The following is a 12,722-nucleotide window of genomic DNA, read 5'->3' on the forward strand; positions in this document are numbered from 1 at the left end:
GTTTTCACCCCTTCATCTGCAATGGGATTCCCGATTCAACAAGATATGCCTCGTCCGCCTGTCCTACGATCGTTTGATGAAGCGTGCCCAGCATCCTTCCGTATATATGCAGCAATTCATTTTGGAAGATCGGTTCCTGGACCACTTCATTGCTGACGATGATCAAGCAGCCGATTTGTTTTCTTAGCTCTTCGATGTCGGTGATGATTTTTGATTGAATGCTGTGTAAAAATTCCGCTTCAAGCGGGACTCCAGGACCGAAAAGTTCATTATCGAGCAAGGTTGTCAGGCAATCGAGCAGGATGATCGAATCGGTATCCACTTTCGCTGCGATTCTAGTAATATCCGTTGCGTATTCGGAGGTCTCCCAGGCGATGGGACTTCTTAGCCTATCTTTTTGGTGCCGCAGGATGCGTTCGCCCATTTCAGCATCACTGGCACGCCCACAGGCGAGGTATTGCAAGTTCCCCTCCATCAAGCGCGCATATTCCAGCGCCTTTCTTTCTGCAAAACGGCTTTTCCCGCTGCGGACACCGCCCGTTATGAAGCAGAGCCTTGCCTTTTCCACTGCCTTACCCCCTCCATCAGCGCCTCATTATCACGTTCACCTTTCACTGCAAACCGGAGCCACAAACCGTCCAGTCCGGGAAAATTATAGGTATGACGCGGGACGATCCCCTTTTTCAGCAGAAAAGGAAAAAGGGTTAGCGATTCATCCTTCAGTAAGTAAAAATTGACCGTGCTTGCGGAGACTGTCATTCCAAGCTCGCGATAGCATTGGAAAAGTTTCTGCTTTTGTGATTGGATAAATGCTCTCGTTTCGCTTATATATACCTCTTCTTCGAGGCAGATTCTGCCCACTTCCAAGGCGACTTGGTTGACGCTCCAATGCGGTTTATAGCTTTTCACCCGCTTGATGATGTTCGGTTCGGCAAGTAAATACCCCAGTCTCAAGCCCGGAATCGCAAAGATTTTCGTCATCGACCTTAGAATGAGCAAATGCGGAAATCGGTTGATCAATGACGCATACGTAAAGGCGTCCTCGGTAAAATCATAAAAGGCCTCATCAATGACAACCAGGCAATCCGCTTTTTGACATTCGCCAATCAATTCCATCATAGCCTCACGTTCGAATGACACGCCCGTCGGATTATTGGGAGTGCAGAGGAAAACGGCATCATACTCACGTAATCCCGGAATCAAGCGAGCCACATCCAGCTGCCAATCAGGAGGATCAAGCTGGTGGAAATCGACCTCACAGCCGGCTGCCAAACAAGCTTGCTCATATTCCGCAAAAGCCGGCTGGATGATCAACACCTTCCGATTGGCCAGAATGTTGGCCACCAGCATGATGATCTCTGCACCACCGTTGCCTACCAATACGGATGGTACGGGAAGTGCTTCTTTCCCTGCAATCGCTTTTGTCAGTTCAACAGCATGGGGGTCAGGGTAATGCATGACCCCTTCAAAAAATCCGGACCACCGTTCCTTGATTCGTAAAGGCGGACCCATTGGGTTGATGTTTGCGCTGAAATCGAGGATAGACCGAGGCATTTCGATTTCCAGCGCTTCGTAAAGATAATGTGGATTAGATCCATGAGATGGTAATATCAATTGCAGCTCCCCCCAGCCAAAGCATCAGTAGAAACAGAAGCGACGACCGATGCATGATGGCAATCGTTTTTGGTATATGTTCTGCCTCCAGCAAAACGAGCGGTACGCCCATGCGCTCCCGGTCAGAAACCACTCCTTTGTACATATTCAGCCCGCCAAGCTGCACACCCAAAATCGCCGCAACGGCTGCTTCACACCAGCCGCTATTCGGACTTGGATGTTTCTTCGCATCACTGAACAAGATTCTCCATCTGGCCTTTAAATCATGATGCCTAGATTTCGAGCATACCAACATCAACATTCCAGTGAGCCGGCTGGGAATATAGTTTGCGATATCATCAAGCCTTGCCGAGGCCCAGCCGAATTGGCCGTATTTATCATTTTTGTAGCCAACCATCGAATCGCATGTATTGATCGCCCTGTACATCATCGCAAGCGGCGCCCCGCCAACCGCAGCCCAAAACAGCGGGGCCGTAACGCCATCACTCGTATTTTCAGCGACAGTTTCGACAGTGCCCCTGACGATTTCGGACTCATTAAGTGCGTCCGTATCACGGCCAACGATATAGGAAAGCTTGAGCCGCGCTTCAGGAAAATCCCGTTCCTCGAGCGGATGGCACACCTCCATTCCAGCCTGCTTCAAACCCTTTTGGGCAATCGTAGTGGAAATCACGACAGCTTCCCAAAGGATTCCCGCCAACGGATGGATAAAATAGGCAAAATAGACTGACAAGCCTGTAAGCGATACTACCGTCGTCAAGACGAGCGCCAGCATGAACAGTCCATTTCGTTTCTTATGGACGCCTTCATTGAACGTGCGATCGAGCTTGCTAATCATCGATCCGATCCATTTGACTGGATGTGGCCAATTGGGAGGATCGCCTATTATCAAATCAAGGAAAAACGCCAGCGTAACAGCCAATAGGTGATGATAGATCATAATGCCTCATTCCGTTTCCGGCTATTCCTAATCGCTTCTGCGGTGCAATCATATACGCCGCGGCTGATCAGCTTCCCTAGCGGTGTGATCGTTCCTGCATATTGAAGCTTCATCCCTCTTTGTGTCGCTGCAATCGATATGCTATCGGTCGATGTTCCTGTCGCATAGGTGTTCGTCACCTTGTCCAGCACCTGCAAATCATGAAGCGCTTTTACCTTTGCCTCGGTCGCAGTAACGATGCTGTGAATGAAGGCCTCTTCTGCCAGGTGACCATTTACGAATACCCATGTATTGATGGTCCCCGGCGCAGTACTCCAGGAGTGGCGGTCGGCTAAAGAAGCGTCGATGGCATTGCCGACTCCAGCCGTCACAATGATGAAAACCGAGAACCCTTCAGCTTTTACTAATTTGAAGGCAGCCGTATCAAGGTAGACTGCCGTCATCATCCCTACCGTTTCCTGCGGATCGATGTTATTGGCTTTTAAATAATCCGCCATTTCCGCAAGATGATCGTCGCAATCATAATCGTGATGGACGTGCCTATTCACGAAATATCGATGCCAGCCCATCCCCGAACCAGTCACTCCAGAGGACATCGTTCGAAGAGGACTGGGGGCATTCAATCGGATCATCTCACGATTGACCGTCAAATGGGATTCATTGATTTCCAATGGAGCGAAATCGCTGCCATGCTTTTGGGGAACGATGAACATTTGCGGCTTCGGAAGTGCAGGATGCGGATGCTTTTCGATCGTCGTACGATAGACTTCCCGGATCCGGTCCTGTTGAAGCACTTCATTAGGGGCAGCAAGAGCTTTGATCTTCCCTTTTGCAAGCAGCATGAGCCGATCACAATATAATCCAGCCAGATTCAAGTCATGAAAAATCGATATGACGGTCAATTCCTGCTCCTTGGCCATTTTACTCATCAAATCAAGAAGCTCCTTCTGGTAGGATAGGTCCAAGTGATTCGTAGGCTCGTCCAAAAAAAGCACTTCAGGCTCTTGGGCAAGCGCCTGTGCCAGCAAGACCCGCTGTCTCTCCCCTCCCGATAGGCGTTCGAAATGCAGATCCTGAAATTCGGCCACTCCCGTTTGCTTCATCACCCGTTGGACAATCTCTTCATCCTCTGCAGACCAGCTATGGAACCAGCCTGTTTGATGGGCATACCTACCAAGCGAGACCGTCTCCTTCACCGTATACGAAAAAGCTAATGAAGAATGCTGAGGAAGCACCGCAATGACCCGTGCAAGCCGTTTTGCTGAATAATCCTGTAAATCCTTTCCTTTAATGCGTATACTTCCTTGCTTGTAATCGAGCACCCCGCTGAGCATACTTAACAGCGTCGTTTTCCCGCTGCCGTTTGGACCTAGGATTCCGAATAATTCTCCTTTTTGAACCTCGAAAGAGACGGAATCCAAAACGCTTTTGTTATCATATCCACCTGTTAACCCTTTAACTTCAAGCATCCGTCCTACCCACTCTCCGCCTCTTTAGTAAAATGAGGGCAAATGCCGGTGCCCCGATCAGTGAGGTGATGACCCCGATCGGCAGTTCCGAAGGGGCGATGATCGTCCGTGCCACAAGATCTGCCAAAATCAAGAATCCGCTTCCCACCAGCAAAGATAACGGAAGCAAATGCGTATGATCAGGTCCCCATATCCTCCGGACCAAATGAGGAATGACCAGCCCTACAAAGCCTATCGTGCCCGAAACGGCAACGGCTGCACCTGTCAATATCGAGCCTGCTATCAGAACCCACATCTTCCGCCTCTGCACATCTACACCTAAATGCTTTGCCCTGTCCTCCCCGAAGGTCATCGCATTCAATTCCCTCGTATTCATGATCAGAATCAACGAGCCAATGAGGAAAAACGGCAGAATGATTCCGATATAATTCCACCCGCGCATGGAAACGCTGCCCATGAGCCAGCCGATGATTTGCCTTAATTCCTCCCCCGTCAACGCAATCATCAATGATATGAAGGCGCTTAAAAACGAGCTGAAGATGATTCCCGTCAAAATGATCGTTTCGACCTTCATCGATCGATCCATTTTTTTCGCAAATGTCAGCACACAAAAAATCGTGATCACGGAACATAAGATGCTCAATGCAGGAAGTGTATATAAACCGATGAACGGTAGTGATATATTCAAGAATAACGTCACTACTGCCCCGACTGATGCTCCTGACGAAATGCCGAGCGTGTAAGGATCGACAAGCGGATTCCGGAGCAATCCCTGAAACGCCGCACCCGCGACCGCTAGCGATGCCCCCACCAAACCAGCAAGCAATACACGCGGCAAGCGGATGTTCATCACGATATTCGTCAGCATCACATCGGGATCGGCGGAAATCGGCAAATGGAATATCTCCTTGCCGATTATTTGCATAAGCACGGGAATCGGTACGGACACCGAACCGAATGAGATGCCGATCGTACTCGCAAAAAGTAAAAATAATAACGCAAGCAAATAAGCAAGCGCCCATTTAGTTGTCAAATACATTCGGATAGATTGATTTGGCAAGTTCCTCTACTCCCTCTATTAAACGTGGACCTGAACGGGTCACCAAGTCGGAATGGACATCAAAGACTTGGGCATCCTTGACCGCCGTTACGTCCTGCCACCCTTTACGGCCCGTCATTTCACTTACCGGGTCTTTTGTGTAATAACCGTATGTTGTAACGATGACATCCGGATTGGCTGCAATCATCGATTCTTCATCCATTTTGGCCCAGCCATCCAAATCCGCTGCAGCATTATCTGCTGATATCATCGTAAGCATTTCATTCATGAATGTATTTTTACCAGGTGTATAGATATCCGGGGACGGCGAAACCTCCACTAAAACGGTCTTCCTTTCCGATTCCTTTACCGATTTGGCTTTCTCGGAAATAACCTTCAGCTTCTTTTGCATGCCCGCGATGATGTCTTTTGCCTTAGCTTGCTCCCCTGTTGCCTTCCCGATCATATCGATGGACTCGTACACCTCACTGAAGCTTTTTGCATCATTGACTACAATGACGTCGATTCCAGCATCCTTAAGCTGCTGGAGCCCCTCTTCCGAGTTATGGGCACTCGATGCATGGGCAAGAACAAGATCGGGCTTCAAGGAGACGATCAATTCCGTGTTCATTTCCATTCCGCCCACTTTTTCGATATCCTTCGTTCCTTCCGGGTAATTATCATTGTCGGAAACACCAATAACCTTATCACCTAAACCAAGCGCAAAGACCACTTCCGTATTGCTTGGTATCAGCGTAACGATTTTCTTCGGTTTTTCTTCTATCGTCACCTTTTCGCCCGTTGCATCTTTAATCGTAAGCGGGAAAGCTTGGTGTTTAGCATGATCCGTTTGCTGCTTTTCTTTTCCTTCATTGGTCGTGCCGCAGCCAACCATCATGCCCGCCGTCAGCAACATCACCAGTATCAGGCCAAAAATCTTCTTCACGTTCATTCCCCACATTCGTTTCATTTAGTTTTAGCCCACCTTAAGCAAGGTCCCCATAACAAAAAGCATCCCCCGTCAAACGGAAGATGCTTGTATGGCAACACTATCATTACGGACTCTTTACGGTCTGCCACACACCTCCCCATCCGCGTGGGTCACAGGTGTACGAATCTTGGCAGGTCTCCTGGCTCATGGTCATCGTCAACGGCACCTTCCCATATCCCAAACAGTTGGCATACAGCCGTCAGCTCCCATATACAGTGGCGGGACCGCGCTGGCATTACACCAGCTTCCCTATTAAGTCATTAAGACACCAAATCGTTCTATGTATATAATTTTCACTGCTTATCATTATACACCATGCAAGAATCGATTATTGGGGGATTTTTTCAGAAATGCCTGTCCTGCTTCAGTGATTGGACGCATTTTCAATCATGTTTGCAAATCCCCCGGCGGATAATCCCGGTGATATCCGTACGCGATGCAGTGCATGCATCCCTTGTTCACTTGTGGCACCGCCAGGCTCCGTGGTGACTGCCATCTTGTATCCAGCTTCTTCCGATAGCCTGAGGCTCTCCTCGTTATAACGGCCGACTGGATAAGATAGCACCGTCGTCTCCTGGTGCAGGATGCGATCGAATAAATCCTTGGACTGGACCATTTCAGCTTCCTGCTGCCCTGAAGTCATCCTGTTCAGCTCGAGATGGTTGATCGTATGACTCTCGATGGAGATGCCATTCGCACTCATCTCCGCCATTTGATCTTCCGTCAGGTGATGAGCTTTACCGATGGACTTCCCGATCATGAAGATGGTCGCTTTCATATCATACTCCTTCAAGATAGGAAAAGCCTCCGTATAGTTATCTGTATAGCCATCATCAAAAGTAATCCAGACACACTTTTCACTTGGCATTCGATTCTCACTTAAAACGAGGAAAGCTTCATCAGGCGATAATGTCTGGTAGCCATTTTCCCGAAGCCAAGCCATTTGCAGCCGGAACTCCTCCTTTCGCACCCGAAGGTTATTTCCCTCCGAGATACTGTGGTACATCAATATCGGGAGCTTAACCGCGGACTCGGCCGTTACCCAGCCACTCGTATCGATTCGCTCCGGACCTGCTCCACCCTCCGAATCGGGTTCGGCATCATTCTCCGCGGCCGCAGCCACCTCAATATTCTCTTCCGTAATCGGCGCAGCCGTCTTTTTACCTAAATTCTCTAAAACCCCTTGTGAACAGCCAGCTAAAATGAAGACTCCAAGTAAAGCTGCCATCCATATGAACTTATATTTCCCCACTATCATTCTCCTATTTTTTTCTAGCATAATAGTACCAGAAAACCTGTGAATAATAAAGTATCCCAATTAACGCAATATAAGGGAAAATAAATGATTATATGCCTCTCTACGCACTTTTTTAAATAATTATAAGCTACTCACTTGAAAAGTTTGCCTTTAACCAATATAATAAACAAGTCGTCGACCTTATAATATGTCCCAGTAGCTCAGCAGGATAGAGCGACAGCCTCCTAAGCTGTAGGTCGTAGGTTCGATTCCTATCTGGGACGCTAAAAAACCCCCTTACATGTTAAGGGGTTTTTTGTATAATATTACAGTTTGTTTTCCTAAAATAAAATTACCAAATAACTTTCTACCCGTTTATTTTTTTCAATATTCAAATTATAAAAACGAGATTCCACCGTGACACAGATAAACGTTGAATAATAGGTACCTTATTTATGCAGCCAGCGGCAATGATATCTTGCTTTACTGTATAATTTTGTATACATATAGAAAAACCTTAGGAGGTCATGGCTTTCATGAAAATAAGCGTGTTCCTTATTATTTCATCGCTGCTTTTTATATATGGTTGTGAAAATCAAAAGGAAGTTGATCAAAAAAAATATGATAATCGGATTAATCAAGTTATCACGCAGGAAAATATAAGGTTACAAAAAGAAAATGCAGTGGCCGATGATGAAATACAGAAAAGGGAAGATACAGGTATCGTTGTGTATTCCAATGGCGAGGTTATAGAGCTTATGTATGAAGTAGATTCAAGTAAGAAAATAGAAGTTTTATATGTTTTCAATAAGAAAAAGGATCAATATGAATGGGTTCCTGTTCATTCCGCTAAATATAATAAAATTACAGGACAGTTAAAGGACCACGAATATATAGAAAACCTTGGCGTGAAATGATGTGCGCGCGCAGGATTGCGAAATATATCAATTTTTTAAAAAAATATGTTTCAACCTGTCCCACCCGGGTATATAAATACTGTAAGACATTCTCAACCAAAGGAGATGATGTGCATGAGTACAATCAGAAGCCAATGGAACAGGGAGAATGACGCAGCGGTGTTTAGTCCCGGTGATCAGCGTTAGAGTCAATTGAAGCGTTAGATGCTAATCAAAATGGGAATTACTACTCTTCTCATCCAAAGGAGGAAGATACTGATCATGAGTATTTACAGCCGATGGAATCCTGAGAACGATGAAGCGATTTTCAGTCCAGGTGATCAGCAGCCATTCAGTACACTTATACGAGAAGATTCCGAAAAACACACACAAAAAATGGACAACACACTTGAATATGAATTACATGGCACCGTACTGAATGAAATTTAGTCGAAGCAGTAATATACAGAAAAAAGGATGGAGCGATTGCTCCATCCTTTTGCTTTTATTTATCGAATTTCAGTATAGCGAATTCTGCGTTTCCAATCGCTTTCCTTTTTCATATAATTTTCCCCTCCTCGTTTATTTTGTGAAGAACCCCACAATTACGGTGAATGTCTTTGCTCCCCTCCCGTTCATTTCCTTCTTTTGTGACATTGCGGACACCTGGCATTTGTTACACGTGAAACACCTTCTTTGTGTCCGCGTTCGCAGCTCCCTTCATGGAATGGCTTCGGCGGCTGCAAATGTAGTGTATGGACCATTACTTCTTTGAGTTATGTTATATTAGACGGTAAATAGTTAGTAAGGGAGTTTGAACACATGTCAAAAAGTGTGGTAATTGCTGAAAAGCCTTCAGTTGCACGTGATATCGCAAATGTATTGAAGTGTAATAAAAAAGGCAATGGATTTTTAGAAGGCGATAAATATATCGTTACGTGGGCATTGGGACATTTAGTTACACTAGCAGACCCAGAGACATACGATATGAAATATAAAACATGGAAACTGGAAGATCTTCCAATGCTTCCTGAACGCATGAAGCTAGTCGTCATGAAACAAACGGGAAAGCAATTCAATGCTGTTAAAACACAATTGAATCGCAGTGATGTGAATGAAATAATCGTTGCTACTGATGCGGGGAGAGAAGGAGAATTAGTTGCACGTTGGATCATCGAGAAAGCAAAAGTGAATAAGCCTATCAAGCGTCTCTGGATTTCTTCCGTAACGGATAAAGCGATTAAAGATGGATTCAATAACTTAAAGCCTGGTAAAGCTTATGAAGACTTATATACTTCTGCAGTAGCACGTTCGGAAGCGGATTGGTATATCGGCTTGAATGCAACACGGGCCTTAACAACAAAGTTTAATGCCCAATTGAACTGTGGACGTGTTCAGACACCGACGGTTGCAATGGTTGCAGCACGCGAAGAGGAAATTGCGAATTTCAAACCGCAAACCTATTATGGAATCGAAGCCCAAACGGATGGACTTAAGTTGACGTGGCAAGATGCAAATGGCAATAGTCGCAGCTTTAATAAAGAAAATACCGACGCAATCGTGAAATCACTTGGAAGTAAAGATGCGACTGTTGTTTCCATTGACCGCAAAGCAAAGAAAACATTCGCACCCGGTCTATATGATTTAACAGAGTTACAACGTGATGGGAATAAACTCTTTGGCTATTCTGCTAAAGAAACATTGAACATCATGCAAAAATTGTATGAGCAACATAAAGTCTTGACTTATCCGCGTACAGATTCACGATATTTATCATCCGATATCGTCAGTACGCTTCCGGAGCGTTTAAAAGCGTGTGCTGTAGGTGAATATCGTCCTCTTGCAAATAAAGTGCAGAATAAGCCGATTAAAGCGTCAAAAGCATTTGTCGATGATAGTAAAGTCAGTGATCACCATGCCATCATTCCGACCGAGGGTTATGTGAACCTTTCAGCCTTCACTGACAAAGAACGCAAAATCTACGACCTTGTCGTGAAACGTTTCTTGGCAGTTTTATTCCCAGCGTTTGAATATGAGCAATTGACGGTGCAAACGAAAATTGGCGATCAAACGTTTATCGCTAGAGGAAAATCCGTGATTCATTCGGGCTGGAAAGAAGTTTATGCAAACCACTTTGATGATGAAGAATCAACGGAGGATGTAAAAGAGCAGCTATTGCCTCGTATTGAAAAAGCCGATGTATTAAAGACAAAATTAATCACTCAAACGTCAGGCCAAACAAAGCCACCAGCACGCTTTACGGAGGCGACTTTACTATCAGCAATGGAAAACCCTGCGAAATACATGAAAACAAACGATAAGAAGCTTGCAGACACGTTGAAATCAACGGGCGGACTTGGAACAGTCGCCACCCGTGCCGATATCATCGATAAGCTATTCAATTCGTTCTTATTCGAAAAACGCGGCGGTAAGGACATCCATATCACATCCAAGGGGCGTCAGCTTTTGGATTTAGTGCCGGAAAAACTGAAATCTCCTGCGACAACAGCTGAATGGGAACAAAAGCTCGAGCTAATCGCCAAAGGAAAGCTGAAAAAAGATGTGTTCATCAATGAAATGAAGGATTACACAAAAGAGATTGTCCGTGAAATCAAAGCGAGTGACAAAAAATATAAACACGACAATATCTCAACGAAATCTTGTCCAGACTGTGGGAAGCCAATGCTTGAAGTGAACAGTAAAAAAGGCAAAATGCTCGTCTGCCAAGATCGTGAATGCGGCCATAAAAAGAATGTCGCCCGTGTAACGAATGCACGCTGCCCACAATGTAAAAAGAAAATGGAACTGCGTGGTGAAGGTGACGGTCAAATCTTCACATGTAAATGTGGCTACCGCGAGAAGCTATCTGCTTTTGAAGCAAGACGTAAAAAAGAGTCTGGTGGAAAAGTCGATAAACGTTCCGTTCAGAAGTATTTAAAAGAGCAGGAAAAAGAAGCGGAACCAATTAATAATCCATTTGCGGATTTATTAAAAGGGTTTAATTTAGATAAATAATCATTTTTTGCCCTCCTCCCCCGAAAATGCGAATTTAGGGAGAGGGGGGGCAAAAACATCCAAATTAATTTCCCCAACCAAAACGAGACGATAACCAATCTTTAAAATGCCCTGTCTAAGTCCATTTGAGATAAAGAAAGTATATAACCTTCGTAAAAGAGTGATATGGAAGCTCTACGAGGTGAAAGCTGCACGTACGGTGTGGAACAGGTTAAAAGATGAAAATTATAATTACAAAGTGTCAGTTTACGCCTATTTTACAGGCCTTAAGAAGAAAGAAACATTTTTATTAGTCGAAAATCCACTTTGGTTAAGTTCCAACCATGTATTCTCCTTCAGGTCAACTTCAAACTGATTGGCATCTCCAAAGGAATCTCCTCCTATAATTTTTTGCAAATCATCAGATATGATTTGGAACCATGGATCTTCCTTTAACACTTCATCATTCCTGGTTTCATAAGTGATGATATACTCTCTGGCTTGTATTTGTTTACCGACTGTATAGAAACCGGAATGATGTATTTCATAGGAATCACCCTCTTTACTAACTGGCGAAAAAGCTGATTTTTTAAGCTTGATTGTTCCTTTCCCAGTAACTTGTGCTATATTGCTATCATAAAGTCTCAAACCTAAAAAATGATCACCATCGGAAAGTTCAGTCCCATTAAAATAATTATCACCATCGCTTGTCACGTCATAATATCCCTCTGGAATATCGTTTCCTATATGGAAGTTGCCTTGCGTGAGTCTGTATTCGATACCTCCCCCCTTGATTTTTTTTGTTTCAAGGTGTTCATTTGGCGTAAGAGATTTTATGAATTCCGGTATGGATATGATGGTGAGTAAACATACAAATGTGATAACCAAAAAAATCATTTGAGATTTTCTCATCATGTTAACCGTCCATTACTAATTTCTATAACTTCATCACAAATCGGGAAAACATCATCTTTATTATGAGTGGCAATTATGATGGTTGCTCCCCTCTCCCGTTCTTCTTGTAAAATATCAAGAACTCGTTCCACACCTTTTTCATCAATTGCATTAGTCGGTTCATCCAATAAAATAATGTCAGGTTTCTCAAAGATAGCTTGTGCTATATTCAGTCGCTGCTTCATACCTAGAGAATATTTTCTTACTTTCAATGTACCGAACTGATCCAGCTCAAGTCTCTTTATGGCGTGTTGTATATCTTTGAGCGATGCTGTTTTCTTAATCGCAGCAAGAATTTTCAAATTAGTTTCGGCATCGAATTGGGGAAGCAACTCGAGATTTTCAATAATAATGCCAATACTCGGAGGAAATGAAATATCCTTATGCAATATCTTACCATCAATGGTTACACTGCCATCAGTTGGAATGATAAGTCCAGCTAGCGCCCGAAGCAACATGGTCTTACCAGATCCATTTTTTCCAACCAAACCATAAATTCTCCCTTTTTCGAAGGTGTACGAGATGCTTTGTAAAACATTATTTTTTTTTAACTTCTTTGATAAGTCATGGACTTCAATCATTATAATT

12 protein-coding genes, 1 tRNA gene, 1 pseudogene and 1 riboswitch are annotated in these 12,722 nt (G+C 44.5%); of the genes and pseudogenes, 4 read left to right on the forward strand and 10 right to left on the reverse strand.

All coding sequences use genetic code 11. The annotated features are described in order from the left end of the window. Positions 1-4: 4 nt before the first annotated feature. The 7 genes from ABE28_RS23245 to ABE28_RS23275 form a co-directional block, all read right to left on the reverse strand. The gene (locus tag ABE28_RS23245) at positions 5-568 is read right to left on the reverse strand and encodes a bifunctional adenosylcobinamide kinase/adenosylcobinamide-phosphate guanylyltransferase (RefSeq protein WP_064467044.1); all 564 of its coding nucleotides are present in this window, start codon (positions 566-568) and stop codon (positions 5-7) included. Then, the gene (cobD, locus tag ABE28_RS23250) at positions 541-1,614 is read right to left on the reverse strand and encodes a threonine-phosphate decarboxylase CobD (protein ID WP_064467043.1); all 1,074 of its coding nucleotides are present in this window, start codon (positions 1,612-1,614) and stop codon (positions 541-543) included. The genes ABE28_RS23245 and cobD overlap by 28 nt, the downstream gene beginning before the upstream one ends. Then, positions 1,589-2,554, reverse strand: a complete 966-nt coding sequence (cbiB, locus tag ABE28_RS23255) for an adenosylcobinamide-phosphate synthase CbiB (protein WP_064467042.1) — start codon at positions 2,552-2,554, stop codon at positions 1,589-1,591. The genes cobD and cbiB overlap by 26 nt, the downstream gene beginning before the upstream one ends. Then, complete coding sequence (locus ABE28_RS23260) at positions 2,551-4,023, reverse strand: heme ABC transporter ATP-binding protein (protein WP_064467041.1); 1,473 nt, start codon at positions 4,021-4,023, stop codon at positions 2,551-2,553. The genes cbiB and ABE28_RS23260 overlap by 4 nt, the downstream gene beginning before the upstream one ends. After that, entirely contained in the window at positions 4,016-5,062 is a 1,047-nt protein-coding gene (locus tag ABE28_RS23265; protein ID WP_064467040.1) for a FecCD family ABC transporter permease, read from the reverse strand. Before ABE28_RS23265 ends, ABE28_RS23260 begins: the two co-directional genes overlap by 8 nt. Further along, positions 5,046-6,032, reverse strand: a complete 987-nt coding sequence (locus tag ABE28_RS23270) for an ABC transporter substrate-binding protein (protein WP_373921309.1) — start codon at positions 6,030-6,032, stop codon at positions 5,046-5,048. Before ABE28_RS23270 ends, ABE28_RS23265 begins: the two co-directional genes overlap by 17 nt. Positions 6,033-6,165: 133 nt before the next feature. Then, positions 6,166-6,339, reverse strand: a riboswitch (cobalamin riboswitch). Between the two features lie 78 nt (positions 6,340-6,417). Continuing rightward, complete coding sequence (locus ABE28_RS23275; RefSeq protein WP_083232284.1) at positions 6,418-7,281, reverse strand: polysaccharide deacetylase family protein; 864 nt, start codon at positions 7,279-7,281, stop codon at positions 6,418-6,420. A 219-nt stretch (positions 7,282-7,500) separates the two neighbouring features. On the opposite strand from ABE28_RS23275, the gene ABE28_RS23280 reads away from it, so the two are divergent. The 3 genes from ABE28_RS23280 to ABE28_RS25370 all read left to right on the forward strand — a co-directional run bounded on the left by ABE28_RS23280 (position 7,501) and on the right by ABE28_RS25370 (position 8,636). After that, positions 7,501-7,574: transfer RNA gene (locus ABE28_RS23280), tRNA-Arg, on the forward strand. 252 nt (positions 7,575-7,826) lie between these two features. After that, positions 7,827-8,207 carry a hypothetical protein gene (locus ABE28_RS23285; protein WP_064467038.1) on the forward strand — a complete coding sequence of 127 codons (381 nt, stop codon included), beginning with the start codon at positions 7,827-7,829 and terminating at the stop codon, positions 8,205-8,207. 261 nt (positions 8,208-8,468) lie between these two features. Continuing rightward, entirely contained in the window at positions 8,469-8,636 is a 168-nt protein-coding gene (locus ABE28_RS25370; protein ID WP_156775896.1) for a hypothetical protein, read from the forward strand. Between the two features lie 150 nt (positions 8,637-8,786). On the opposite strand, the pseudogene ABE28_RS26165 reads toward ABE28_RS25370, so the two are convergent. Then, a pseudogene (locus ABE28_RS26165) lies at positions 8,787-8,896 on the reverse strand (hypothetical protein); the annotation flags it as partial. A gap of 112 nt (positions 8,897-9,008) precedes the next feature. Here ABE28_RS26165 and ABE28_RS23290 point away from each other — a divergent pair. Then, positions 9,009-11,201, forward strand: a complete 2,193-nt coding sequence (locus ABE28_RS23290) for a DNA topoisomerase III (protein ID WP_064467037.1) — start codon at positions 9,009-9,011, stop codon at positions 11,199-11,201. 252 nt (positions 11,202-11,453) lie between these two features. Here ABE28_RS23290 and ABE28_RS23295 read toward each other — a convergent pair whose 3' ends face one another. Beyond that, the gene (locus ABE28_RS23295) at positions 11,454-12,095 is read right to left on the reverse strand and encodes a hypothetical protein (RefSeq protein ID WP_064467036.1); all 642 of its coding nucleotides are present in this window, start codon (positions 12,093-12,095) and stop codon (positions 11,454-11,456) included. Then, positions 12,092-12,715, reverse strand: a complete 624-nt coding sequence (locus ABE28_RS23300) for an ABC transporter ATP-binding protein (RefSeq protein WP_061141359.1) — start codon at positions 12,713-12,715, stop codon at positions 12,092-12,094. The genes ABE28_RS23295 and ABE28_RS23300 overlap by 4 nt, the downstream gene beginning before the upstream one ends. Positions 12,716-12,722: the final 7 nt, after the last annotated feature.

The organism is Peribacillus muralis (assembly GCF_001645685.2).
GTDB lineage: Bacteria > Bacillota > Bacilli > Bacillales > DSM-1321 > Peribacillus > Peribacillus muralis_A.